The 25464-nt window shown below is 74.6% G+C and carries 19 protein-coding genes and 1 pseudogene; 6 read left to right on the top strand and 14 right to left on the bottom strand.

Annotation, left to right across the window (positions count from 1 at the left end):
- Window positions 1–8: 8 nt before the first annotated feature.
- Both ACH414_RS19170 and ACH414_RS19165 read right to left on the bottom strand, forming a co-directional pair.
- Entirely contained in the window at window positions 9–1718 is a 1710-nt protein-coding gene (locus ACH414_RS19170) for a DUF885 domain-containing protein (protein WP_398942576.1), read from the bottom strand.
- 49 nt (window positions 1719–1767) lie between these two features.
- Complete coding sequence (locus tag ACH414_RS19165) at window positions 1768–2265, bottom strand: Lrp/AsnC family transcriptional regulator (RefSeq protein ID WP_382533491.1); 498 nt, start codon at window positions 2263–2265, stop codon at window positions 1768–1770.
- A gap of 60 nt (window positions 2266–2325) precedes the next feature.
- Between ACH414_RS19165 and ACH414_RS19160 the strand changes: the two genes are divergently transcribed.
- Complete coding sequence (locus ACH414_RS19160) at window positions 2326–3555, top strand: trans-sulfuration enzyme family protein (RefSeq protein ID WP_382533493.1); 1230 nt, start codon at window positions 2326–2328, stop codon at window positions 3553–3555.
- Here the strand turns inward: ACH414_RS19160 and ACH414_RS19155 are convergent.
- The 5 genes from ACH414_RS19155 to ACH414_RS19135 all read right to left on the bottom strand — a co-directional run bounded on the left by ACH414_RS19155 (window position 3488) and on the right by ACH414_RS19135 (window position 12569).
- Window positions 3488–4900: a GNAT family N-acetyltransferase gene (locus tag ACH414_RS19155; protein WP_382534218.1), complete on the bottom strand. Its 1413-nt coding sequence runs from the start codon at window positions 4898–4900 to the stop codon at window positions 3488–3490. The genes ACH414_RS19160 and ACH414_RS19155 overlap by 68 nt on opposite strands.
- Window positions 4901–4997: 97 nt before the next feature.
- The gene (locus ACH414_RS19150; RefSeq protein WP_398942574.1) at window positions 4998–7928 is read right to left on the bottom strand and encodes a DUF6493 family protein; all 2931 of its coding nucleotides are present in this window, start codon (window positions 7926–7928) and stop codon (window positions 4998–5000) included.
- Window positions 7925–9337 carry an SWIM zinc finger family protein gene (locus ACH414_RS19145; RefSeq protein ID WP_398942572.1) on the bottom strand — a complete coding sequence of 471 codons (1413 nt, stop codon included), beginning with the start codon at window positions 9335–9337 and terminating at the stop codon, window positions 7925–7927. The genes ACH414_RS19150 and ACH414_RS19145 overlap by 4 nt, the downstream gene beginning before the upstream one ends.
- Before the next feature lie 114 nt (window positions 9338–9451).
- On the bottom strand, window positions 9452–11041 hold the full coding sequence (locus tag ACH414_RS19140; protein ID WP_398942570.1) for an alkaline phosphatase D family protein: 1590 nt from the start codon (window positions 11039–11041) through the stop codon (window positions 9452–9454).
- A 106-nt stretch (window positions 11042–11147) separates the two neighbouring features.
- Window positions 11148–12569, bottom strand: coding sequence for a PLP-dependent aminotransferase family protein (locus ACH414_RS19135; RefSeq protein WP_398942568.1), 1422 nt, complete (start codon window positions 12567–12569; stop codon window positions 11148–11150).
- 140 nt (window positions 12570–12709) lie between these two features.
- Here ACH414_RS19135 and ACH414_RS19130 point away from each other — a divergent pair.
- Window positions 12710–13555, top strand: a pseudogene (locus ACH414_RS19130) (DMT family transporter); the annotation flags it as partial.
- 105 nt (window positions 13556–13660) lie between these two features.
- Here ACH414_RS19130 and ACH414_RS19125 read toward each other — a convergent pair.
- On the bottom strand, window positions 13661–14500 hold the full coding sequence (locus ACH414_RS19125) for an alpha/beta fold hydrolase (protein WP_398942566.1): 840 nt from the start codon (window positions 14498–14500) through the stop codon (window positions 13661–13663).
- Window positions 14501–14738: 238 nt separating this feature from the next.
- Between ACH414_RS19125 and sigJ the strand changes: the two genes are divergently transcribed.
- Entirely contained in the window at window positions 14739–15554 is an 816-nt protein-coding gene (sigJ, locus tag ACH414_RS19120; RefSeq protein WP_382534221.1) for an RNA polymerase sigma factor SigJ, read from the top strand.
- 271 nt (window positions 15555–15825) lie between these two features.
- Window positions 15826–16566 carry a GntR family transcriptional regulator gene (locus ACH414_RS19115; protein ID WP_382533502.1) on the top strand — a complete coding sequence of 247 codons (741 nt, stop codon included), beginning with the start codon at window positions 15826–15828 and terminating at the stop codon, window positions 16564–16566.
- Window positions 16567–16848: 282 nt separating this feature from the next.
- Here the strand turns inward: ACH414_RS19115 and ACH414_RS19110 are convergent, their stop codons facing one another.
- Window positions 16849–18009 carry an ROK family transcriptional regulator gene (locus ACH414_RS19110; protein ID WP_382533504.1) on the bottom strand — a complete coding sequence of 387 codons (1161 nt, stop codon included), beginning with the start codon at window positions 18007–18009 and terminating at the stop codon, window positions 16849–16851.
- 132 nt (window positions 18010–18141) lie between these two features.
- Between ACH414_RS19110 and ACH414_RS19105 the strand changes: the two genes are divergently transcribed.
- Window positions 18142–18522 carry a hypothetical protein gene (locus ACH414_RS19105; protein WP_386568495.1) on the top strand — a complete coding sequence of 127 codons (381 nt, stop codon included), beginning with the start codon at window positions 18142–18144 and terminating at the stop codon, window positions 18520–18522.
- A gap of 532 nt (window positions 18523–19054) precedes the next feature.
- Here ACH414_RS19105 and mug read toward each other — a convergent pair.
- From mug to ACH414_RS19090, 3 genes are read right to left on the bottom strand one after another with little or no spacing between them, the layout of a single operon-like run.
- Window positions 19055–19630: a G/U mismatch-specific DNA glycosylase gene (gene mug, locus ACH414_RS19100; RefSeq protein ID WP_386568549.1), complete on the bottom strand. Its 576-nt coding sequence runs from the start codon at window positions 19628–19630 to the stop codon at window positions 19055–19057.
- A complete protein-coding gene (gene purB, locus ACH414_RS19095) occupies window positions 19627–21069 on the bottom strand; it encodes an adenylosuccinate lyase (RefSeq protein WP_386568498.1) in 1443 nt (480 codons plus the stop codon). The genes mug and purB overlap by 4 nt, the downstream gene beginning before the upstream one ends.
- A 59-nt stretch (window positions 21070–21128) precedes the next feature.
- Complete coding sequence (locus ACH414_RS19090) at window positions 21129–21929, bottom strand: SGNH/GDSL hydrolase family protein (protein ID WP_398942563.1); 801 nt, start codon at window positions 21927–21929, stop codon at window positions 21129–21131.
- A 62-nt stretch (window positions 21930–21991) separates the two neighbouring features.
- Between ACH414_RS19090 and ACH414_RS19085 the strand changes: the two genes are divergently transcribed.
- Window positions 21992–22984: a maleylpyruvate isomerase family mycothiol-dependent enzyme gene (locus tag ACH414_RS19085; protein WP_398942561.1), complete on the top strand. Its 993-nt coding sequence runs from the start codon at window positions 21992–21994 to the stop codon at window positions 22982–22984.
- Window positions 22985–23082: 98 nt separating this feature from the next.
- On the opposite strand, the gene ACH414_RS19080 is transcribed toward ACH414_RS19085, so the two are convergent.
- Together ACH414_RS19080 and ACH414_RS19075 are read right to left on the bottom strand one after the other, a co-directional pair.
- Complete coding sequence (locus tag ACH414_RS19080) at window positions 23083–24102, bottom strand: hemolysin family protein (RefSeq protein WP_382533513.1); 1020 nt, start codon at window positions 24100–24102, stop codon at window positions 23083–23085.
- Entirely contained in the window at window positions 24099–25442 is a 1344-nt protein-coding gene (locus tag ACH414_RS19075) for a hemolysin family protein (protein ID WP_398942559.1), read from the bottom strand. The genes ACH414_RS19080 and ACH414_RS19075 overlap by 4 nt, the downstream gene beginning before the upstream one ends.
- Window positions 25443–25464: the final 22 nt, after the last annotated feature.

Genomic DNA, 25464 nt, shown 5'->3' with positions numbered 1-25464 from the left:
CATCGGAGTCAGAGCCGCGAGAGCTCGTCCACCAGGTCGTCCAGACCGAGCGGTCCCTGCGAGAGGGCGGCCATGTGCCAGGCCTTGGCGTCGAAGGCGTCGCCGTGCGCCGCCTGCGCGTTGGCCCGGCCGAGGAGCCAGGCACGCTCGCCCAGCTTGTAGCCGATGGCCTGCCCCGGCATCGACAGATAGCGGGTCATCTCGCTCTCCACGAAGGCCGGCGGGCGGCTGCTGTGCTGCTGGAAGAACTCCTGAGCCAGCGCGGGCGTCCAGCGCTCGCCCGGGTGGAACGGCGAGTCCGCCGGGATCTCGAGACCCAGGTGCATGCCGATGTCGACGATCACCCGACAGGCCCGCATCATCTGGCCGTCGAGATAGCCGAGCCGGCGCTCCGCGTCGCCGAGGAAGCCGAGCTCGTCCATCAGACGCTCGGCGTACAGCGCCCAGCCCTCGGTGTTGGCGCTGACCTTGCCGATGGTGGCCTGGTAGCGGGAGAGCCGGTCGGCCACGTGCGCCCACTGCGCGATCTGCAGGTGGTGGCCGGGAACGCCCTCGTGGTACCAGGTCGACACCAGGTCGTACACGGGGAACCGGGTCTGCCCGTCGACCGGCAGCCAGGTGCGGCCGGGGCGCGTGAAGTCCTCGGACGGACCGGTGTAGTACGGCGCGGCGGCGCCACCGGGCGGGGCGATCCGGGACTCCACCCGGCGTACCCGCTCGGCGAGTTCGAAGTGGGTGCCGTCCAGGGACTTGATCGCCTCGTCCATCAGCTGCTGCAGCCAGGCCTGCACCTCGTCGACGCCCTCGATGTGGGTGCCGTGCTCGTCGAGGTGGGCGAGTGCCTCCCAGGGGCCCGCGCCCGGCAGGATGCGCTCGGCCTCGACGCGCATCTCGCCGAGCAGCCGGTGGTACTCGGACCAGCCGTACGCGTAGGCCTGGTCCAGGTCCAGGTCGGTGCCGTTGAAGTAGCGCGACCAGCGGCGGTAGCGCTCGCGGCCCACCGTGTCGGGCGCGTCGGCGACGGCCGGGGCGTACACGTCGCGCATCCAGTCCCGCAGCTCGGCCACGGCCAGGTCCGCTCCCGCGCCCGCCGCCGTCAGCTCCGTGCGCAGCTCCTCGGTGACCGACTCGCCGGCGGCCGAGGCGAACTCCTCGAACCAGCCGCGGCCGCCGTCCCGGCCGCTGCCGCCCGCCCACTCGGTGAGCTGGCCGACGAAGGTGGCGGTGGCGCGTGGACCGCCGAGCATCCCCCGTTCCAGGCCGAGGGCGAGCGAGGCGCGGTAGCCCGCCAGGGCCTCGGGGACCGCGCGCAGCCGCTGCGCGACCGCGGCCCAGTCCTCCTCGGTCTCGGTGGGCAGCATGGTGAAGGAGATGCGCACGCTGTGCGCGGGCGAGCGCAGGTTGCTCACGGCGCACAGGCCCTCGTCCGCCTCGTGCACGATCAGCTGCGCGTTCAGCCGCTCCCGCAGCAGCCGGGCGCAGCGGCGCTCGGCCTCGTCCTCGGCGCCCGGCTGCCGCTCGGCCTCGTCGAGCAGGGCGAGCGTGCGACGGGCGAGGTCGGCCGTGGCCTCCTGGCCGGCGGGGGAGAAGTCGGGGAGGCGCCCCGAACTCTCCTTGACTCCCAGGTAGGTACCGGTGATCGGGTCGAGTTCGATGAGTGCGTCGACGTATTCGTCGGCGACCTGGCGGGGAAGCACGATGCTGGAAGTCTCTGGCATGAGGCTCATCCTCGCCCGTGCACGCTCTCCGCGTCACCCTCAACCGATCTCAGTCGGCTGACAAATGAGCGCCCGGCACATGCGGCAGGAGTGGGCCGCACTCCCACTGCTGGAAGATCAGCCGGGTCTCCACCCGGGCCACCTCGCGCCGCGAGGTGAACTCGTCCAGGACGAGTCGCTGCAGGTCGGCGGGGTCGGCGACGGCCACGTGCACCAAGTAGTCGTCGGGGCCGGTGAGATGGAACAGGGCTCGTGACTCCGGAAGTTCCCGGATGCGTTCGACGAACGGACCGATGAGTTCACGCCGGTGCGGGCGGACCTGGACGAGGAGCAGGGCTTCGAGCCCCCGGCCGAGTTTGGCCGGATTCAGCTGTAGGCGGTGTCCGAGGATCACGCCGGTGCGGCGGAGCCGGGCCACCCGGTCGAGACACGTGGAGGGCGCGACACCGACCTCGGCGGCGAGCTCGCGATAGGTGGTCCGGGCGTCGTTCTGCAGCAGGCGAAGTATGTGCAGATCGACCGCGTCCAGTACGACGGAATCGGCCATTGGCCGAACGTAGCACGGCGATTTCCCGCTACTTGCCGGTATCCGTTCACAGTGCCGGCCATGGACACCCCCATGGAACCCCTGGGAACGGCCGACTCCGCCGTTCCGGCCCACCCCACGCGGGCGCTGGCCACCGAAGCCGTACACGCCGGCCGCGACGACCTCGCCGGGCTCGGTCTGCACGCCGCGCCGATCGACCTGTCCACCACCTATCCCTCCTGGGACACCCGGGGGGAGGCGGCCCGCATCGACGCGTTCGCCGCCACCGGCGCCCAGCCGGACGGCCCGCCGGTGTACGCCCGCCTCGACAACCCGACGACCGCGCGCTTCGAGACCGCGCTGGCCCGCCTGGAGGGCACCGACTCCGCGGTCGCCTTCGCCAGCGGCATGGCCGCGCTCAGCGCCGTCCTGCTGAGCCGGGCCGGCCAGGGTCTGCGGCACGTCGTGGCCGTCCGGCCGCTCTACGGCTGCAGCGACCACCTGCTGAACGCCGGACTGCTCGGCACCGAGGTGACCTGGACCGACCCGGCCGGCGTCGCCGACGCCATCCGGCCCGACACCGGTCTGGTGATGGTCGAGTCGCCGGCCAACCCGACCCTGGCCGAGGCGGACATCCGGGCGCTCGCCCACTCCTGCGGGTCGGTGCCGCTGCTCGTCGACAACACCTTCGCCACCCCGGTGCTGCAGCGGCCCGCCGAGCTGGGCGCGCGGATCGTGCTGCACAGCGCCACCAAGTACCTCGGCGGCCACGGTGACGTGATGGGCGGGGTCGTCGCCTGCGACGAGGAGTTCGCCCGCGGGCTCCGGCAGGTGCGGTTCGCGACCGGTGGGGTGCTCCACCCGCTCGCCGGCTATCTGCTGCTGCGCGGTCTGTCCACGCTGCCGGTGCGGGTGAGGGCCGCGTCCTCGACGGCGGCGGAGCTGGTCCGCCGGCTCGCCACCGACCCGCGGATCGCGCGGGTGCACTATCCGCGGATCGGCGGGGCGATGGTCGCCTTCGAGGTGTACGGGGATCCGCACGACGTGATCGCCTCGGTGCGGCTGATCACGCCGGCGGTGAGCCTCGGCAGCGTCGACACCCTGATCCAGCACCCGGCCTCGATCAGCCACCGCATCGTGGACGCGTCCGACCGGCGCTCCGGAGGGATCGGCGACCGGCTGCTGCGGATGTCCGTCGGCCTGGAGGACGTCGAGGACCTGTGGCGGGATCTGACCCAGGCGCTCAGCGCTCGGTCTGCCACTGGGCGGGACGCTGTGCCGCTTCCCGCCGGTCCGCGGGCCGTCCGCTGAGCCGCGCGGTGATGACGAGGGTGCCCTCCTCGATCTGGTAGTCCAGCGGCAGGTTCAGCCCGCGCATCGCGGCGACCATCCCGGTGTTGGAGGACTGGGTCACCGCGTAGACGCTGTCGCAGCCGGCCTCCTCGGCCATGGCCACCAGGCGCCCGAGGAGTTCGGCGCCGATGCCGCGGCGCTGCCAGTCGTCCTCGACCATGAGGGCGACCTCGGTCTCGTCGCCGTCCCAGAGCAGATGGCCGAGGGCGACGACCCGCCCGGAGGCCGTCTGCACCGCGAGGGTGCGGCCGAAGCGCGGGCTGAGCAGGTGGTCGAGGTAGCGCTCGGCGTCGCCGACGGGGCCGTGGTAGCGCAGGCCCAGCGTCCGGGCGGAGCAGCGGTCGTGCATGGCGCGCGCGGCGGCGAGGTCGCGCTGGTCGGCGCGGCGGACGGTGATCTCGTTGCCCTCGGGCAGGGTGAGCACGTCCTGGCTGCGCGGGATGCGCGGGCCGAGCCGGGCGTCGAGCTCGACGAGCGCCCGGGCGCGGGCGAACTCGGTCGGGGTGAAGGGCAGATAGGGCCGCTCGATGACGAGGGAGCCGCCGTTCGGGTCGCGCAGCCGCATGGTCGTCTCCTCCAGCACGCCCTCCACGGGGGCGGGTTCGCCGTTGGGGCGGCCGGTGAGGGAGACGGCGGGCACGGAGTGGATGGTGCACCGGCCGAGCAGCTGGCGCAGGGCGAGCGGGAGTTCGGCCGCGTCGAGCGCGGTGCGGGTGGCCAGGCCGAGCACCCGGGTCGGGGTGTCGACCAGGTCGTGGGCGTCGGCCCGCTCGGTCCAGGTGTCGCTGCCGCCGGCCGCGGCGACGGCCCGGGTGAGCACGCTCGTCTGGAGGCCGGAGGGCGCCCGGAGCAGGAACTCGTCGACGGTCCCGTCGGCGAGCGGATGGGTCTGCAGGGTCAGGATGTCGACCCCGTGGCGAGCCAGCACCGTGCACAGCGCGGCGAGGCTGCCCGGGGTGTCCCGGACCGTGGTGCGCATCCGCCACAGCACCGTACCGGCGGCGTCCCCCACGGGGGTGGGGCCGCCCTCGGCGGTGACGGCCGGCGGCAGCGGGTGCTCCCCGCTGCCGCCGGGATCGTCGGCGGGCGGCGCATGGCTGTGCCGGCGTGCCCACCAGGTGTGGAAGGCGGCGGTGGCGACCAGCGCGATCGCCGAGAACACCAGCAGGTAGGGTCCGTCGGGACCCTTGGCGATGGTCTTGGCGATCGAGTCGGCCACCACCACGGCGGTGAACATCGCGGCCAGCTCGATCACGTCGTGCCGCCAGCGGTGGGTGTGGCGGCCGTTCTTCCCGGGAGTCATAGCACTCATGACTTCACTGTGACCCAGCGGTGTTGCGTGATCACGAACGATTTGTGACCGACGGGTTAAGCGCCGGTCTGGCCTCCTTATGGCCTATTTAGACCGATTGTGACTGGGCTTGATCGGTGCCCTGTCGCAGGGCGCTCGCCAGCCGCCTGGCCTGCACCACCGCCTGCGAGGACCCCGGCCGCGCCGCCGCCTCCGCGAGCCCCGGCACGGCACGGCCGGCCCCGCACCGCTCGACGCACTCCGCGGCCACCGCGAGCAGTTCGCCGACCCCGCGCGGCGGCTTCGGCGCGGCCAGCAGGCCGGGCAGCAGCTCCGCGAGCACCGCCCACACCGTCCCGTACGCCCCGGTCGCCGCCGCCGTACGGGTCGCGTCCGCGAGCCGGTTCGGCTTCACCGTCCCCTCGGCCAGCAGGGTCCCGAGCTGCGTGCCCAGCAGCGCGGGGTCGAGCTCGCCGCGGGCCGCGAGCACCAGAAGCGCGTCGACCGCGGTCAGCCGGTCCTCGGCGTGGCGGCTGCCCAGGCCCACCGCGAGCGCGGCGTGGACGCCGGGACCGACCGGCCCGTCGCCCTCGGCCAGCGCGGTCAGCCCCCAGGCCGTGCCCCGCCCGTTCCAGTCCGCCCCGCCGGCCACGACGGGCAGCAGCCAGACCGCCAGCACCTCCCGGTCGTCGGGGAGCACCGCCGGCCAATGCCGCTGCTGGTCGCTCCAGTGCCGGCACCGGCGCACGGACTCGGTCAGCTCGCCGCCCAGCCACCGGAACGCGGGCGGGAACTCCTCCCGTATCGCCCGCCGCTCCTTGACCGCCGCCACCAGCCGGTCGGCCATCCACCATCGGCCGGACCGGATGTCGGGCCCCCTGGTCAGGAAGCGCACCCCGGGCGTGAGCGAGACGTCCGCCGTCAGCCACTCCGCGAGCCGCTCGCCCGCCCGGGTGCCGAGCGCCGAGGCCCGCGCGGCGGCCCGCGCCGCCGCCGGGTCGGCCTTCCGCACCCGCAGCAGTGCCTGCGCGAGGTCGACCGGCGCGGGAGCGACTCCCGCGTCCCGGTACTCCCGCAGCCGCTCGGCGAGGACCACCGGATCGATCGCACCCGTGTGCTCGGTCGGCGTCGCGAGCAGGAACGGCACCGGCGCCTCCGTGACGATCAGCCAGGCCGCCTCCCACAACCGGGCGTCCACGACCCCGCTCGGCCCCTGGTGGCCGCACGAGGTCACCCCGCGCCGGCGCCCGTCGTCGATCCGCGCGACCGGCACGGCTCCGATCAGGGCGGCGAGCGCCACCACGAGCCCGCGCGGACCGTACGAGAAGTAGTCGGCGCCGTTGGCCCAGTACGCGGCGGCGAAGGCCTCCCGCACCGCCGCCGTCAGCGCCGCCCGGTCCCGGTGCGCATGCCGTACGAGCCCGTCCAGGGCCCGCTCGAACTCCTCCGGCTCCCCGGGGCGCCGCATATGGGCGACCAGCTCCTCGACCAGCTCGGCCACCGTGCCGGCCGCGGGCGCCACCGGCCGCGGCCCGGGCACCGGCGGCAGCACCTCCTCGTACGGCGCCGCTTCGGCGACCGCCTCCGTGCCGAACAGCTCGGCCGCCGCCGCCCGGTGCACCGGGCTGAGCAGCGCGGCCGCGCCGGCCAGCTCCTCGCGCACCCGCTCGTCCACGGCGGCCAGATGGCGGCCCACCAGCTTCAGAGCGCGCTCCTGGATCGCCGTGTCCTCGTGCCCGAAGGCGTCCGTCAGCACCGGAAGCAGCTCGGCCGCCGCCCCCGGCTCCCGGCGCAGCACCTTGGTCAGCAGCGTCAACTGGGCCCGCACCAGCTTCTTCTCGCTGCGGAACAGCGCCGAACCCGACATCTCCGCCAACTCCCGTACCGGTAGCGACCCGTCCAGGGCGAGATCCGTGAGGACCTCCTGGGCGAGGGACGCCACCGGCGAAGGGGCGTCGGCCACCATGCCCAGCCAGTCCGGGATCCGGGACCGCCGCTCCTCGGCCGTGGTGCCGAGCAGCTGGAGCAGGCCGAGCGGCAGCCGCAGATCGCGCGGCCGGCCGCCCCGCAGCAGCCGGGCCACACAGGCGTCGACCAGCGCGGCCCGGTCGAGCAGCCCCTCCTCGGTGAGGGCCGCGAGCGCGGTGGGCCACTGACCAGGGCCGGCGGCGGAATTCCAGGTCAGCGCCTCCGGGGCCTCGGCCAGGTCGAGGAGCCGGGGCGCCAGGACCGGTGTCTGCGGGTCGCTCCGCAGATTGCCGGCGAGGTTCCGTCCGCTCATCTGTCTGGTCCAGCCCCGGACATAGGCGTCCGTGGCGGGTGCCGGGCAGTCGGCGAGCCGCACGAGCCCGTGCACCAGGGCGTACTCGTCCTCCGCGACGACGGGGCGCTCGGCGAGCCGCCGCGCCACCTCCGTGAGCCACGCCTGATCGCGGTCCGCGAGCACCCCGAGCACGGGACTGGCCGCGTCACCCCACTCCTGGAGGTCGCGCCCGCCGATCCACTCCGCCGCGGCGGCCGCGCCCGCGATGCAGCCGGCGCCCGCGAGCCGCAGCGCACACTGCACCTTCCGCTGCTCCCTGCCCCGCTGCCAGTCCCAGCCGCGGACCTCCTTGCGCAGCCGCTTGAGCTCCGGCACCGCCGCCTTGCGCCCGGCCGGACCGAGCGGCCTCAGCAGACCGGGCACATCGAGGTGCCGTCCCTGGCGCACCGCGCACAGCAACTGCTCGACCTCCGCGGCGAACTCCACGGCGACCTCCGCGGCGGAGCCCCCACCGACCTCCGCACCGGTGTCCGCAGCGGTCCCGGCGCCGGTCCCGGCGCCGGTCCCCGTGCCGGTCCTTGCGCTGGTCCCTGTGCCGGTGCCCGTGCCAGTGCCCGTGCCGGTGCCCGTGCCGGTCCTTGCGCTGGTCCCCGTGCCGGTGCCCGTGCTGGTCCCCGCACCGGTCCCCGTCCCCGCATCCGTAGCGGTCCCCGTGCCCGTCACCGCGACGGTCCCGTTGCCGACCGCCCTGCCGATCCCCACGACGATCTCCGTCATCGTGCACCTCCCATGGCGGAAACCGCCGCGTCGTCCCCCGTGCCGGTCGTCCCGGCAACCGCGCCCCGCCGCGCCATCCGCACCGCCAGCGCGTGCTTGCACGGTCCCCGCCGCCCGCGGTACTCCGCCCACCACGCGCACGTGCAGCTCAGCCGCCCGCCGGCCGACTCCCGTACCTGGTAACGCCGGTCCGCCGAGGCCACCGAGGCCAGCTCGCCCGCCAGGGCGACCGCGCCCTCCGCGAGCAGGGCGCGGGCCGCGACCAGCCGCGGGTTGTGCCGTTCGGCGCGGTCCGCGTCGTACGGCAGCTCCCGGTGGAAGTAGGCCGCGTCGGCCACGTCGTACCCCACCCGCCCCGCCGTGCCCAGCCGGGTCAGCGCGGCCCGCACCCGGTCCACGGAGAGCCCCGACTGCTCGGCCAGGTCCGCCGGGTCGATCCGCGGCTCCCAGGCGAGCAGCACCGAGACCAGCTCCGCGTCCCCGGCCGCCTCCTCGGTGGCCAGTGCCTCCAGGACACCGCCCTCGCCGGAGAAGCCGCGCGCCGGGTCCGGGGAGAGCGTCAGGGTGAGCCGCATCCCGGGCAGCTCCACCTCCCAGGCGCTCGGCGCGGGCCGGCCGTCCGGCACCGGCCCGTACACCCGCAGCGCCGTCGCGTGCCGCAGCATCCGCTCCAGGGCGACGAGCCGCTCGGGCCCCGCCAGGCAGACCGCGCCGGGCACCGGCCGGGTCGTCGGCCGCAGCGTCCGTCCGGACTGCACGACCCACAGCGGGCCGCGGCCCCGGCCCTGGGAGCGCGGCAGCGAGCGCAGGAAGCGCACCGCCTCCGCCCCCGACAGCTCCGCACGCAGGTCGAAGCCGGCCGAGGCGACCTGCGCCTCGGCGAAGCCCCGCAACCAGCGGTCCGGCAGCGGCACCCGCTTCTCCACCACGGGGCCGTCGAGCGTGGTCACCGCCAACTCCTCCGGTCCGACCCGCAGATGCAGCGGATCGTCGCCGGTCAACCGGGAAAGGGCCTCGCGCAGCGGGTTGTTCACGTCCACGTTCGTCGTGCCGTGTCCGGTCTCGGCCCCGTCCAGGCCGGCGCTCAGCACGTCGAGGCGCGCGTACACCCCTCCGCAGCCCGAGAAGGACTCGAAGCGCAGCCGGTCCCCGTTGCCCGTCACCACCGGGTCGAGCGAACCCGGCCTCATCCGCTGGTGGTAGCGGGCCGCGGCCACGTCGGCCACCGCGAGCAGGCCGCGCGCGGCGATCTGCGGCGAGCTGAGGAAGCCCGCGAAGAACCGGGGGCGGGCCTCCGCGCCGCGCGGCGTGAGGCCCCCGGCCGTCTCCAGACCGAGCAGCCGGCCGGAGTCCCCGGACTCCAGTGCGGAAGGGCGTGCGTAGGCGAGCGCCTGTACGGATCGCGTCATGGAAACGACGGTAGGACCCGCCACTGACAATCGGCCGAGACCGCCCCTGACCAGCGAATTCGCAGGCGGCGTAGGTGAGCTGGACGTCGCGTGCGTCGCCGGCGCCGGTCTCGTCTACTGACCGACGCGGCCCGGCTGGAGCACCTGGGTGAACAGCACCGTGCCGCCCTCGGCGCGCAGCCGGACCGTCAGTTCCCCGCTGTCGCCGTCGATGTCCACCTCGCCGAAGTACTGCGGGCTCTCCATCGGGGAGACATTGGCCCGCTCCGGTGCCCGCACGAACACCCGCTCGGGGCCGAAGGTGGCGTCCAGCCGGTTGGCCGGGAAACCGCCCGCGGCCAGCGGCCCGGACACGAACTCCCAGAAGGGCGCGAAGTCCTGGAAGGCGGCGCGCTCCGGCGCGTAGTGCTGCGCGGAGGTGTAGTGCACGTCCGCCGTGAGCCACAGCGTGCCGGTGATCCGCCGGTGCTTGACGAACCGCAGCAGCTCGGCGATCTGCAGCTCCCGACCGAGCGGCGCGCCCGGGTCGCCCTGCGCGACCGCCTCGAAGTCGGTGGCGCCGTCGGTGACGACGAGCCCCAGCGGCATGTCGGCGGCCAGCACCTTCCACACCGCGCGCGAGCGGCTCAGCTCCCGCTTCAGCCACTCCAGCTGCTCCGCGCCCAGGATGCCGGTGGTGTCGTCGGCCTGCCGGCCCGGGGAGTTGGCGTTGCGGTACGAGCGCATGTCGAGGACGAACACGTCGAGCAGCGGGCCGTAGCGCACCACCCGGTGCATCCGGCGACCGGTGCCGCGTGCGTGCGGCGTGGAGACGGGGAAGTACTCGCCGAAGGCGCGCGAGGCGCGGGCCGCGAGCACGTCGACGTCCTTCTCCGTGTAGCGCGGGTCGTCCAGGATCTGGCCCGGGTACCAGTTGTTGCGGACCTCGTGGTCGTCCCACTGGACGATCGACGGCACCTGGGCGTTGAACGCGCGCACGTTGTGGTCGAGGAGGTTGTAGCGGAAGTTGCCGCGGTACTCGTCCAGCGTCTCGGCGACCTTGGACTTCTCGGGCGTGGTGACGTTCCGCCAGATCCGCCCGTCGGGGAGCGTGACGCTGGGCTGGATGACCCCGTCCGCGTAGATGGTGTCGCCGCTGCAGAGGAAGAAGTCCGGGTCGAGCCGGCGCATCTCCTCGTACGCGCGGAAGCCGCCGATGTCCGGGTTGATGCCCCAGCCCTGCCCGGCGATGTCTCCCGACCACAGGAACCGCACCCCGTCCCGGCGCCGTTCGGGCGCCGTGCGGAAGGTGCCGGTGACCGGCTCGCCCGTGCGGCGCGGGTCGTCCGGGTCCGCGAGGGTGACCCGGTAGTGGATCTGCTCGCCCGCCGGCAGGCCGCGCAGCGCGGTGGTGCCGGTGAAGTCCGTCTCGGGTCCCAGGAGCGGCCCGTAGTGGTGCCGGACGCGGCGGAACGATTCGCCCGCCGAGGTCTCGACGATCATGCGGGCCGGCCGGTCCGACCTCACCCACACCAGGCCGGTGTGCGCGGTCACATCGCCGACCTGCACCCCCCACGCCGCCGACGGGCGCCCGGCGAGCGCGAGCGCCGGACTCGCGAACGCGCCGCCCCCGGCGGCGAGCGCGGCGGCCGATGCGGCGAGCGAGCCGCGCAGGACCGTACGGCGAGCGGGGTCGGGCGCGGGTGCGGGCGTGCGGTGGGACATCGGAGCGCCTCCGGGGCTGGGCGGGATGGGCCGCCCCCATGCCTAGCGCCCGGGGGAGTCGGGGAACCGAACCCCGCGTGAACAGTGTCGAGGGGAAGCGGCTTGGTCACTCACCCCCGGCCCCCTCCGCCAACAGCCGGATGCCCAAAGCGATTTCGCCCGGCGTCAGATGGGCGTATCCGAGGACCAGCCGCACCGTCCCGTCCTCCGGGCGGGCCGTGCCGTACTCCTCCAGGGGACGCACCGACACGCCCGCCGCGCGGGCCCGGGCCAGGAACGAGGGTGTCGGGCCGTGGGTCCGTGGCACGTGGGCGATGGCGTGGAGGCCCGCCGCGATCCCCGTCACCCGGGTGCCCGGGAAGTGCCGGTCGAGGGCCGCCACCAGGGCGTCCCTGCGCTCCCGGTAGGCGCGCTGGCAGCGGCGCAGCTGGCGGTCGTAGCCGCCGTCGGTCACGAAGCGGGTCAGGACCGCCTGGTCGAGGGCCGGGTTGCCGAGGTCCATGGTGCGCTTGCGTTCCACCAGCTCGTCGAGCAGTGCCTCGGGCACCAGCATCCAGCCGAGGCGCAGCCCGGGCGCGAGCGACTTGCTGACCGAGCCCGCGTACGCGACCCGCTCCGGATCGAGCCCCTGGAGCGCCCCCACCGGGGCCCGGTCGTAACGGAAGTCGCCGTCGTAGTCGTCCTCCAGGACGAAGCCGTCCACCGAGCGTGCCCAGTCGAGGAGTCCGGCCCGCCGCCGCGCGGAGTAGGAGATCCCGGACGGGAACTGGTGCGAGGGCGTCACCACCACCGCCCGCACCCCGGTCGCGGCCAGCCGCTCCGGCTCCAGGCCCTCCCCGTCGACCGGCAGCCATCTCGTCTCCACGCCCGTCGCGGCGAACAGACGGGCGTGCTCCGGGCTCCCCGGGTCCTCCACCCCCACCGCGCGGATTCCGCGGGCCCGCAGCACGAAGCCCATCAGCGTGGCCGCCTGGGCCACCCCCGAGCAGACCACCAGCCGCTCGGGGTCGGCCACCACCCCGCGCCTGCGCGCGAGGAGCGAGGCCAGCGCCTCGCGCAGCTCCGGCAGCCCGCGCGGATCGGGGTAGCCGAGCCGCCGGTGGGCGAGCTCGGACAGCACCGACCGCTGGGCGGCGCCCCACGCGGACCGCGGGAAGAGCGACAGGTCGGGCGTGCCCGGGCGGAAGTCCACCCGTACCCCCGGCGCGCGCGGCGCCAGGTCCCGTACGCCCGGCGCGGCCGCGCGCGCAGCTCCGCCCACCCAGGTGCCCGAGCCGCGGTCGCTGCGCAGATAGCCCTCGGCCGTGAGCTGCTCGTACACCTCGGTCACCAGGCCCCGCGAGACGCCGAGGTCGGCGGCGAGCGCGCGGCTCGACGGCAGCCGGGTCCCGGCGGCGAGCCGGCCCGTGCGCACGGCTTCCCGCAGCGCTTCCTGGAGCGCCCGACCGCGTCCCCGCGCGGGGACGCCCGCCGCGGGGAGGAGCACCTCCCAGGCGGGCTGCGGGCCGTCCCCGCCCACAGCCTCCACCGCGACCCCGCCCACAGCCTCCGCCGCGACCCCGCCCGCAGCCTCTGCCGCGACTCCTGCCGCAGCCTCTGCGGCAGCCCCTGCAGAAGCCGCTGGCGAATCCGCCGCCGCGGCCCCGACGGCTCCCGAAGTGGTCCCCGATGACGTCATGGAAGTGGACCTTAATGTGGAGAGCGCGGCTTCCTAGCGTCGGGACCATGAACGCGAACTCCCTGCGCGGCGTGCTCCTGGTGACCGTCGCCTACGCCCTCGTCGGCGCCTCCTTCACCGCCAACAGCCTGCTCGGTGCCTACCCGTACGCGGGCGGGCAGGCGTTGCGCTACGGCGCCGCCTGTCTGCTCCTGCTGCCCCTCGTCGGCCGCGGCGCGCCCGCCAGGCTGCGCGCCCTGACCGGCCGCCACTGGCTGCGCCTGGCCCTGGTCTCCGCCGTCGGCATGGTCGGCTTCAACCTCGCGGTCCTGGCGGCCGAGCGCACCGCGGAGCCCGCCGTCCCCGGCGTCCTGGTGGGCTGCGCGCCGGTCGTGGTCGCCGTCCTGGTGCCGTTGACGGAGGGCCGCAGGCCCTCGCGTGCGGTGCTGTACGGCGCCCTGCTCGTCGCCGCCGGCGCGTTCACCGTCCAGGGCTGGGGCCGCACCGACCTCGCGGGCCTCGGCTGGTCCGTGGCGGCCCTCGCGGGCGAGGTCGGCTTCACGGTCCTCGCCGTGCCGGTGCTGCGCCCGCTCGGCCCGAAGCTCCTGACGGCGGTGGTGTGCGGGGTGGCCGCGGTGGAGTCCGCGCTGATCGGGCTCCTCGTCGACGGGACCGCCGCCCTGCGGGTGCCCACCGCGGTGGAGACGGGTGCCCTGGTGTGGCAGGCGGCCCTGGCGACCGTCATCGGCTTCGTCCTCTTCTACATGGGCGTCCAGCGCATCGGCATGGAGAGGGCCACTCTCTACACGGGGGCCATCCCGGTCGCCGCCGCCCTGACCGCCGCCGCGGTCGCGCACGGCTCCTTCGGTCCCCCGCAGGCCGCCGGAAGCCTCCTCGTGGGGGCCGGGGCGGCCCTGGGCACGGGCCTGTTCTCCCGAGCGGCGTCAGCGGCGTCGGCGACGTCAGGCGGTGGCGCGGCTGCCGTCCAGGATGACCCGGGAGACCAGGGCCGGGTCGTCGTTCATGGGGACATGACCGCAGCCCGGCAGCCGCACCAGGCGGGCGCCGGGGAGGGCCCGCTTGGCGCGGACGCCCTGGCGGCGCAGGAGGAGCCGGTCGCGGGTGCCCCAGGCGACGGTGACGGGCACGGCGGGCACGTCGTCGGTGAAGAGCACGTTCCGGCCGGCCGCAAGGGTCTGGTGGAAGCCGGTGGCCGTCCGCAGGGCGAGCGTCTCGGCGACGGCGGCCTCGGGTGAACGGCGTCCGGGGCGGGCGTAGATGGTGCTGGTGAGCGCGGTCCGGCCGGCCGCGCTGCGGGAGAGGCGCTCGATCAGCGGGACGGGCATCGCGAGCGCGGCGCCCCGCATCGCCCTCAGCGTCGTGAACGCGTAACGGCGTTCGGCCTCGGACCAGAACCCGGCGGGGGAGAGCGCCGTGACCGAGCGCACCAGCTTCTCGCGGCCGAGCTCCAGGGCGAGCAGCCCGCCCAGCGAGTTGCCCGCCACGTGCGGCCGCTCGACGCCGAGCGCCGCGCAGAACGCGCCGAGCACCGGCACCACGGTGCCGAGCTCGTATCCGTACCCCTCGGGCAGGGCGGGGGAGGTGCCGAAGCCCGGCAGGTCGACGGCGATGACGTCCCGCTCCGTCGCGAGCACGTCGAGCACCGGCTCCCAGGCCTGCCAGTGGTGACCGATGCCGTGGAGCAGCAGCAGGGGTTCGCCCCGCCCCCTGCGCTCGTACGCGATCGTCACCGTGCGCCGTCCGCCCGGGGACTCCACGGGGAACGAGATCTCTGCGGGCATGGCTGCTCCTGACGTGGGGTCGGAGGACGGGACCGGCCGGTGGGCACGCCCCCAGGGCGTCCTAGACATCCTGTCAGCAACAATTACCCGTGAGTAGAGGCGAGTTCAACCCCGGGATCCGAAACTGGACAGCGGCCGGGGCGTGAGCTGGGATGGGGGCGTGCCGACAGAGACCCTCACCGACCCGACCGATCTGTTCGAGGAGCACCGCTCCCTGCTCACCGGCGTCGCCTACCGCATGCTCGGTCGCGCCGCCGACGCCGAGGACGTGGTGCAGGAAGCCTGGCTGCGCTGGTCCGCCGAGGACCGCTCCGAGGTCCGCGAACCCCGCGCCTACCTGGTGCGGATCACCACCAACCTCGCCATCGACCGGCTCCGCCAGGTCCAGTCCCGGCGGGAGTCCTACGTCGGTCCCTGGCTGCCCGAGCCGATCGTCACCGACTTCGGTCCCGCCGTGCCCGACACCGCCGAACGCGCGCTGCTCGCCGACTCCGTCTCGCTGGCGCTGCTCGTCGTCCTGGAGTCCCTCTCCCCGCTCGAACGCGCCGTGTTCGTGCTGCGCGAGGCCTTCGGCTTCCCCTTCGCCGAGATCGCCACCACCCTCGGCCGCAGCGAGGCCGCCGTCCGCCAGCTCGCCGGCCGCGCCCGGCGGCACGTCGACGAGGGCAGGCCGCGCTACGACGTCGATCCGGCCCAACGGCGCGATCTCACCCAGCGGTTCCTCACCGCCGCCGCCGAAGGCGACCTCGAAGGCCTGCTCGCCCTGCTCGCCCCCGACGTCCGGCTCGTCGGCGACAGCGGCGGGAAGTCCAAGGCCCCGCTGCGGATCATGGAGACCGCCGACAAGATCGGACGCTTCCTCGTCGCCATCTCCCAGGGGGCGCAGGACGCCTTCGGCTTCCGGCTCGCGGAGGTCAACGGCGGCCCGGCGCTGGTCGTCCTCGTCGAGGACAAGGTCGACGCCGTCTTCCAGGTCGACATCCGCGACGGACGGATCGCCTGCGTCTACATCCTGCGCAACCCCGACAAGCTCGGCGGCCTCGTCCTCGACTGACCCGCCGCCGAGCGCCGCCCGCGACGCACGCCCCGCCCCGGACCCGGACACCCGGGCCGCGGCGGGGCGTTTTGCTGCGCGGGGCTCTCCAGGACGCGAACGTCCTGTGAACGATCTAGGTCAGAGGGTCACATTCGGGGGCACCCGACGGAGGATTGGTCTTGACCAAGGGTGTGGAGCGCCTTATGGTCGCAGAGTTAGTGCAGGAACCTTTAATAAACAAGGGCGCGGAAAACCGCCGCGGGACACGGCGAATGTGCGGAGGATCAGGGTGGGGACCACGCAGCTGGAATCAGTGCCGGAGCCGAAGTACTGGCACCTCAAGACCGTGATCGGCGAAGCGCTCGACTCGGACTTCGCGGTCGGGGAGATCCTGCCCAACGAGCGTGAACTGGCCGCCCGTTTCGGCGTCGCGCGCGCCACGCTCCGCCAGGCCCTGGAGCAGCTGGAGCTGGAGGGCCGGCTGCAGCGCCGCCGCGGCGTCGGCACCACCGTCGCCCCGCCGCGCGTCGGCGTGGACGTCTCCACCACCCAGCACACCTGGCCCGGCGTCGGCGAGGACACCTGGCAGTCCGTGGACTCCGCGGCCGGCACGGCCCCCGCCGCCGTCGCCCGCCTCCTGGAGATCGCCCCCGACGAGAGCGTGCACATCGTGCGCCGCCTGCGCGTCACCGAGGGCCAGCCCGTCGCGGCCGAGCTGCTCTACGTGCCCTCCGGCTCGGTCCCCGGCCTCGGATCCGTCGACGCCCCCGGCGGCGTCGACCGTGCCCGCTCCGTCCTGCGCGAGCTCCAGCACCTGGCCCTCGACGGCCAGGACCGCTCCGTCGAGCTCGGCTCCGCCCGCGCCGACGACGCCCGGGAACTGGACCGCCTGCCCGGCGCGCCCGTCCTCGTCGTCACCACCCGCTATCTGTCGGACGGCGGCACCGCCGCCGTCTCCGTCGCCACCTACCGCGCCGACACCTGCAAGCTCACCTTCGGCGACTCGGGCGACCTGGTCATGGCCTCCTGACCACACCCACCGCACCGCACCGCACACGACACGCATCGGGCCCGTCTCCGGCCGCCGTGGCAACGGCTCCCGGACACGGGCCTCCATGCGTCAGGGCCCCTCCGACCATGCGCGTCTGAGACCACGCGCGTCTGAGCAGGATGAATCGGACCGAATCAGGCCTGAACAGGTCGAAGCGGGCAGGGTCGCGCAGGGCCAGGGCGGATCGGGCCGGATCAGGCCGGATCAGGCCGGATCGGGCTGGATCAGGCCGGACCAGGCCTGATCAGTTCGAACGGAGAGTCAGGAACGGCGCGCCGACACCGTGCCGTCCACCGCGAACAGCTGCTCCTCGACGTGGTCGAGCGCGAGCCGCAGCGCCCCCGTGCCCACCGCGGCCTCGCCCAGCATCGACAGCTCCACCCGCGGCGGCCGCAGACAGAAGCGCGCCAGCTCGTCGCGCAGGGGCTGCAGCACCCCGTCGAGACCGGCCGCCCAGCCGCCGATCACCACCAGCTCCGGGTCGAGCGCGAGCACCAGCGCCGCCACGTCGTGCACCAGGCGCTGGATGAACCGCTCCACGGCCGCCTGGGCCCGCCCGTCGCCCTGCTTGGCCAGCGCGAAAACCTCCGCCACCGCCTGCTCGTCCAGCGGGTGCAGCGGCTCGTCCGTGGTCGACAGCAGGTGCTCCGGAGTGACCCCGCGGCCCAGCAGGTGCAGCGCCCCGATCTCGCCGGCCGCCCCGCCGTAGCCCCGGTGCAGCCGGCCGCCGATCAGCGAGCCGGCACCCGGGCTCAGCCCGGCGAGCACGAAGACGATGTCGTCCGAGTCGGTCGCGGCGCCCTTCCAGTGCTCGGCGACCGCCGCGGCGTTCGCGTCGTTCTCCACGATGACCGGGCAGCGGAACGAGCGCCGCAGCCGCTCGCCGAGGGCCAGGCCGGTCCAGCCGGGCAGCGCCGTGCCGAGCCGTACGGTGCCGTCGGCCTCCACGATCCCCGGCGTACCCACGCCGACCGCCCGCAGGTTGGCACGGGGCACCCCGGTCCTGCGCAGCACGTCGGCCACCACGGTCCGCACCCGGTCGAGGCGTTCGTCCTCGGGGGCCGTCTCCGCCACCTCGCGGGAACCGGCGCCGATGATCCGTCCGTCCAGGCCGGAGATCAGCGCGGCCACGCGGTGCGGGCCGATCTCGACGCCGAGCAGATGGCCCGCCTCCGCCCGGAAGCGGAACCTCCGGGCCGGTCGTCCCTGCCGTCGGGCCTCGCCCTCCTCGGGCGCCGCCTCGACCACCAGACCGCCCTCGATGAGCCCTTCGGTCACTCCCTCGACCGTGGGCCTGGACAGGCCCGTGACCCGGGTCAGATCCGTGAGCGTGAGCGCGTCGGAGCCCCGCAGCGCATGGAGTACCACCGCGGAGTTGATCCGCCGCAGCAGCGACGGATCCCCGCCGGTCAGCCGCCCCACCGTGTGTCCTCCCAGCTCGTGCGCATCTTTGCCCGGATGTTACTCAATGCGCGCAGGCGCGGCGAGCGCCGCCCGGGGCCGCTGCCGCCTGACGGATCACCAGCTGTCGGTGCCGGCCGCTTTACTGGACCCATGAGCCTGGACCGGCACCTCGCCGCCCTCGACCTGCTGCGCGCCCGCCCCTTCGGCGACCGCGCCCACCACCTGGCCGAGTTAGCCGTCGAAACGGCCCCCGGGAGCCCCGCGGACGCGGAGCAGGCGGAGGCGGAGCGGACGGCGCTCGCCGGGCTGCTCGCCGCCCGCTGGGGACCGCCCGACCACGTCGGCCTCGGCTCGCTGCTCCTGCGCGCGGAGCGCGGCGAGCGGATACCGCAGCCGTGGGACCTGCTGAGCGAGACCGTGCCCGAGGTCGAGCTCTGGCGGGTCGAGGGGCGCTGGCTCGCCCTCGGCCTGCCGGCCGGCGACGAGACGTACCGCCTGCTCGTCTGCGTCACCACGATCGACCCGCCCTGACCCCGCCGTGACCGCGGACGTGGCACCCGCCCGTGGCAGCAGACGTGGCGCTGCGCGCCGACACCCGCCGTGGCACCCGGCCGTGACCGCCTACCCGGTGCTGCGCGCCGACACCCGCCGTGGCACCCGCCCGTGGCAGCAGACCCGGTGCTCCGCGTCGCCACCCGCCGTGGCACCCGGCCGTGACCGTGGACCCGGCGCTGCGCGCCGACACCTGCCGTGATGCCCGTCAGTGGACGCCGACCCGGTGCTCCGCGTCGCCACCCGCCGTGGCACCCGGCCGTGACCGCCGACCCGGCGCTGCGCGCCGACACCCGCCGTGGCGCCCGGCCGTGACCGTGGACCCGGCGCTGCGCGCCGACACCTGCCGTGATGCCCGGCCGTGACCGCCGACCCGGCGCTGCGCGCGACACCCGCCGTGGCGCCCCCCATGACCCCCAACCTGGCGCTCCCCCCGACATCCGCCCGCCCCCCCCGTGACCGCCGACCCGGCGCCCCTCCGTACCCCCGCAGTGCGCTTGCGCCGCCTCCCCTAGACCGTGCTCCGCCGGTCCGGTAGTCCCGCCGCCTCGCGTAGCCGGGCGAACTCCTCCGCCATCGACTGTGCCGTCCAGTGCGCGTTCAGGCCGCTCGGATTGGGCAGCGCCCAGATCCGGGTCGTGCCGATGGTCCGCTCCTGCGGGCCGATCGCCGCCTTCTTCTCGCCGAAGGCCGTGCGGTACGCGGTGACCCCGACGACCGCGAGCCAGCGCGGCGCTAGTTGCTCCACCTTCTCGGTGAGGATCCGGCCGCCCTCCCGGTACTCCTCCGCGCTCAGCTCGTCCGCCCGCGCGGTCGGCCGGGCCACCACGTTGGTGATGCCGAGACCGTAGGCGAGGAGCTCGTCCTGCTCGGACGGCGCGAGCTGCCGCGGGGTGAAGCCGGACAGGTGCAGCACCGGCCAGAAGCGGTTGCCCGGGCGGGCGAAGTGATGGCCCGTCGCCGCCGTCATCAGACCCGGATTGATCCCGCACAGGAGGACCGAAAGGCCGCCCGCGGCCACGTCGGGGACGACGCGGTCGCGGGCGGCCTGAAGCTCCTCGGCGGAGAACCGGGCGGTACGGGTCAGAGGATCGACCCGGGGGTGTAGCCGGCGGCCTCCGGGTACTGCTTGGCGATCTCCTCGATCCGGGAGACCACGGCGGCGACCTGGTCGGCGGCGGCACCGGTGAAGGACAGCTTGTCTGCCATCAGGGCGTCGAGCTGAGCCCGGTCCAGCGGGATCCGCTCGTCGGCGGCCAGCTTGTCGAGCAGCTCGTTGCGCTCGGCGCCCTGCTCGCGCATGGCGAGGGCGGACGCGACGGCGTGCTCCTTGATGGCCTCGTGGGCGACCTCGCGGCCCACGCCGGCGCGGACGGCGCCCATGAGGACCTTGGTGGTCGCCAGGAACGGCAGGTAGCGGTCCAGCTCACGGGCGACGACGGCCGGGAAGGCGCCGAACTCGTCGAGCACGGTGAGGAAGGTCTCCAGGAGCCCGTCGAAGGCGAAGAACGCGTCCGGCAGGGCCACCCGGCGCACCACCGAGCACGAGACGTCGCCCTCGTTCCACTGGTCGCCCGCCAGCTCGCCGGTCATCGACGCGTAGCCGCGCAGGATGACCATCAGGCCGTTGACGCGCTCGCAGGAGCGGGTGTTCATCTTGTGCGGCATGGCCGAGGAGCCGACCTGGCCGGGCTTGAAGCCCTCGGTGACCAGCTCGTGGCCCGCCATCAGACGGATCGTCTTGGCGACGGAGGAGGGGGCGGCGGCCAGCTGCACCAGGGCGCTGACCACGTCGTAGTCGAGCGAGCGCGGGTAGACCTGGCCGACCGAGGTGAAGGCGTGGGCGAAGCCGAGGTGGCCGGCGATCCGCTGCTCGAGCTCGGCCAGCTTCGAGGCGTCGCCGCCGAGCAGGTCGAGCATGTCCTGGGCGGTGCCGACCGGGCCCTTGATGCCGCGCAGCGGGTAGCGGCCGAGGAGGTCCTCCAGGCGCGCGTAGGCGACGAGCAGCTCGTCGGCGGCGGTGGCGAAGCGCTTGCCGAGGGTGGTTGCCTGGGCGGCGACGTTGTGCGAGCGGCCCGCCATGACCAGCTCCGCGTACTCGGCGGAGAGCTTGCCGAGCCGGGCCAGGACGGCGACGGTGCGGTCCCGCATCAGCTCCAGGGAGAGCCGGATCTGCAGCTGCTCCACGTTCTCGGTGAGGTCGCGCGAGGTCATGCCCTTGTGCACGTGCTCGTGGCCGGCGAGGGCGTTGAACTCCTCGATCCGGGCCTTCACGTCATGCCGGGTGACCTTCTCGCGCTCGGCGATCGAGCCGAGGTCGACCTCGTCGAGCACACGCTCGTAGTCGGCGAGGGCGGCGTCCGGAACCTCGATCCCGAGGTCCTTCTGCGCACGCAGCACGGCGAGCCACAGCTGGCGCTCCAGCTTCACCTTCTGCTCGGGGGACCAGAGGACGGCGAGCTCCGCGGAGGCGTAGCGGCCGGCCAGGACGTTGGGGATGCGGGGCTTCGCAGTCACAGCTGTCACGTGTCCTGATTCTACTGGCGGTTTGTGCAGGCCAGCGCCATGGGCCGGGCTGGAGCTTGCTACGAGACGGACGTCACGTCAGCCGTCGGCGGAGCCTCGTACGGCAGCAGCTCGGGCCGCTTGGGGTCGAGGCCGTCGCCCGAGGAGCGGCCGGTGAGCCGGCGGCCGATCCAGGGCACCAGGTGCTCCCTGGCGAAGCGGGCGTCGGCGATCCGGCGGGCGGCCCAGCCCGGCGCGACGGTGGGCGGCAGAGGGGCGCGCCAGTCGTCCTCGGGCGCGAGGCCCAGCGACTGCCAGACCGCCTCGGCCACCCGTCGGTGGCCCTCGGCGGTGAGGTGGAGCCGGTCCACGTCCCACAGGCGGGGATCGCCCAGCGCCGGAGCGCCGTAGAGGTCGACCACCAGGGCGCCGTGCCGGGCGGCGAGCTCGTCCACGTACGCGAAGAGCTCCTCCATGCGCGGCCGGAAACGCTCCATGACAGGCCCGTTGCGGCCCGGGCTGCGCATCAGGACCAGCTGCCCGCAGGACGGGGCGAGCCGCTCCACGGCCTCGCCGAGCAGCCCGCGCACCCGGCCCATGTCGCACTTGGGCCGCAGGGTGTCGTTGAGCCCGCCGACCAGGGTGACGACGTCCGCCTTCATCGCGGCCGCCGCGTCGACCTGCTCCTCGACGATCTGGCCGATCAGCTTGCCGCGCACGGCCAGGTTGGCGTAGCGGAAGCCGGGCGTCCGGGCGGCGAGCCGGCCGGCGAGGACGTCGGCCCAGCCCCGGTAGGAACCGTCCGGGTTCCGGTCCGACATACCCTCGGTGAAGCTGTCGCCCACGGCGACAAGACTGGTGTACGTGGCATTGATCTCCATGGCCCAGCGATCGTACCGCGCGGTATGGCCGCGGAGGCCCGGAGGAGCTGGAGGGGAAACCCATGAGTGAGGCGCTGCTGAGCGCGCTGGCCGAGGCCGTGGCGGAACTGGCCGTGGCGAACGGGCCCGGCCCGGACGGGAAGGGGCTGCAGAGCGCCGCGCACCTCCTGGACGGACTGCCGGCCGCCGACCGGCGGACCCTGCACCGGCTGTTCCGCGACACCGCCCTGCGCCAGACGTCCGAGGCCCGCCGCGAGGAGCTGCTGAAGGTCCCGGCGGCCCTCGGCCTGACGGGGGACGTCCACGCCGCCCGCTGCGATCTGATCGCCTCGTACGTGGAGAGCTTCGTCACGCTGGTGCGCGGCGCCGACCCCGCCACGCCCGTGCCGAGCTGCCCCGGCTGGACCCTCGCCGACCTCGTGCGGCACCACGGCACCACCCACCGGTGGGCCGAGCACCTGGTGCGCACCCGGGCGACCGCCCGCGTGTGGTCGAGGGACGTGCCGCTCGACCTTCCCCAGGACGCCGACGCCTGGCCCGACTGGCTCGCCGCCGGTGCGCGGGCGAGCCTGCGGGCGCTGCGCGAGGCCGATCCGGACACCCCCGTGTGGTCCCACGGCGGCGACCCCCATGTGCGGTTCTTCCCGCGCCGGCTGCTCTTCGAGGCGGTCGTCCACCTCGCCGACGCCGAGCTGGCGCTCGGCCGGGAGCCCGCGCCCGTCGACCCGGGGACGGCGGCCGACGGGATCGAGGAGTTCCTGGAGAACCTGCCGTACTTCTCCTGGGTCGCCGAGCCCGTCGCCCAGCTCGGCCGGGACGGCGCGCGGCTGCGGCTGACCGCGACCGACACCGGCGCCGCCTGGACGGTCACCCTCGGCGGCGGTGGCTTCGGCTGGCAGCGCAGGGCCGAGGGCGAGGCCACGGCGAGCGTCGAGGGCACCGCCGCCGATCTGCTGCTGCTCGTCTACGGGCGGTACGAGGCCGCCGACGCCCGCTTCACCCGCTCCGGCGACCTCGCGGTCCTCGACGCCTGGCGCACGGCCACCGCGCTGTAGGCGGCCCGGGACGGGCGAGGCCCGGGACAGGCGAAGGGCCCGGGACGGGCGAAGGGCCCGGGACGGCACTCGTCCCGGGCCCTTCGCCTACGGCGTCGCTACGGGGCCGAGGGGCGTCCCACCAGCTCGCGCAGCACGTCCTCCATCGTCACCAGACCGGCCGGCTTGCCGGCCTCGTCGACGACCGCCGCCAGATGGGTCCGGCTGCGGCGCATCGCCGTCAGGACGTCGTCCAGCGGCGTCTCGGCCCGCACCCGGGCGATCGGCCGCAGCGCCGAGACCGGGAACGGCAGGTCGCGCGGGGTGATGTCCAGGGCGTCCTTCACGTGCAGATAGCCCAGGATCCGGCGGGTGGAGTCGACCACCGGGAAGCGGGAGAAACCGGAGCGCGCCGAGAGCGCCTCCAGCTCCTCGGGGGTCGTGCCGATCTGCGCGTACACGACCTTGTCCACCGGCATCACCACGTCCCGCACCGGGCGGCGGCCCAGTTCGAGCGCGTCGTGCAGCCGCTCGGCGGCGCGGTCGTCGAGCAGACCGGCGTCACCGGCGTCGGTGACCATCCGGGCCAGCTCGTCGTCCGAGAAGGTGGCCGCGACCTCGTCCTTCGCCTCCACCCGCAGCAGCTTCAGGATGCCGTTGGCGAAGGCGTTGATCGCGAAGATCACCGGGCGCAGCGCCCGGGCCAGCGCCACCAGCGGCGGGCCGAGGAGCAGCGCGGTGCGGGTCGGCTCGGCGAGGGCGATGTTCTTGGGGACCATCTCGCCGAGCAGCATGTGCAGATACGTGGCGACGGTGAGCGCGATCACGAAGGAGATCGGGTGCACCAGGCCGTGCGGCACGCCGACGGCGTCGAAGACGGGCTCCAGGAGGTGCGCGATGGCCGGCTCGGCCACGATGCCCAGCACCAGGGTGCACAGCGTGATGCCGAGCTGGGCCGCCGCGAGCATCGCCGAGACGTGCTCGAGACCCCAGACGACGCTGCGGGCCCGGCGGTCGCCGGACTCCGCGAGCGGCTCGATCTGACTGCGGCGCACGGAGATCAGGGCGAACTCCGCGCCGACGAAGAAGGCGTTGACGACCAGGGTCGCGAAGCCGATCAGCAGCTGGACCGCGGTCATCGGCCGGCCTCCTCGTGCGTGTCCTCACCGGCGGCGGGGAGCGGGGCATGCATCAGCACGCGTGCCGCGCGCCGTCCGGAGGCGTCCACCACGTCGAGCCGCCAGCCGGCGAGCTCGACGGTGTCGCCGACGGCCGGGATCCGGCCGAGCTCGGTGGCCAGGACACCGGCGAGGGTCTCGTACGGCCCCTCCGGCGCCTTCAGGCCGATGGCCTCCAACTGGTCGGTGCGGGCCGCGCCGTCCGCGGACCACAGCGCACGGCCGTCCGCGTCCTCGCCCGCCCGGGCCAGGTCCGGCGTCTCGTGCGGGTCGTGCTCGTCCCGCACCTCGCCGACGACCTCCTCGACGATGTCCTCCAGGGTCGCGACGCCGGCCGTGCCGCCGTACTCGTCGATGACGACGGCCATGGTCTGCTTGCCGGAGAGCCGGTCGAGCAGCCGGTCCACGGTCAGGCTCTCGGGGACCAGCAGCGGCTCGCGCAGCATGTCGCCGATGCGGCGGCGCGGGCGCTCCTCGGCCGGTATCGCGAGCACGTCCTTGATGTGGGCGATGCCGACGACCGAGTCGAGGTTGCCCCGGTAGACGGGGAAGCGGCTGAGGCCGGTGGCGCGGGTCGCGTTGGCCACGTCCTCGGCCGTCGCCTGCACCTCGAGGGCGGTGACCTGGACGCGCGGGGTCATCACGTTCTCCGCGGTCAGCTCGGCCAGGTTGAGGGTGCGGACGAAGAGCTCGGCGGTGTCCGCCTCCAGGGCACCCTCCTTGGCGGAGTGGCGCGCCAGGGCCACCAGCTCCTGCGGGGAGCGGGCCGAGGCCAGCTCCTCGGTGGGCTCCATGCCGAGCCGGCGCAGGATGCGGTTGGCGGTGTTGTTGAGGTGGCTGATCAGCGGCTTGAACGCGGCGGTGAAGATCCGCTGCGGCGTGGCGACCGCCTTGGCGACCGCGAGCGGCGAGGAGATCGCCCAGTTCTTGGGGACCAGCTCGCCGACGACCATCAGGACGACGGTCGACAGCGCGGTGCCGACGACCAGGGCCACCGAGGAGGCGACCGCGGGGGAGAGGCCGAGCGCTTCCGCCGGGCCGGTGAGCAGCGCGGCGATGGACGGCTCGGCGAGCATGCCGACGATCAGGTTGGTCACGGTGATGCCGAGCTGGGCGCCGGAGAGCTGGAAGGTCAGCGACTTGACGGCCTTGAGGGCGCCGACGGCGCCGCGCTCGCCGCGCTCGACGGCGGCTTCCAGCTCGCCGCGCTCGACGGTGGTCAGCGAGAACTCGGCCGCGACGAAGGCGCCACAGGCCAGCGAGAGCAGCAGCGCCACGAAGAGCAGCAGTACCTCGGTCATCGGTTCACCTCCGTCCCTCGAC

This window comes from Streptomyces sp. NPDC020422 (genome assembly GCF_044386705.1).
Classification (GTDB): Bacteria; Actinomycetota; Actinomycetes; order Streptomycetales; family Streptomycetaceae; genus Streptomyces.
Note: the sequence above shows the minus strand (reverse complement) of the source record. Positions and strands in the feature narration are given on the sequence as shown.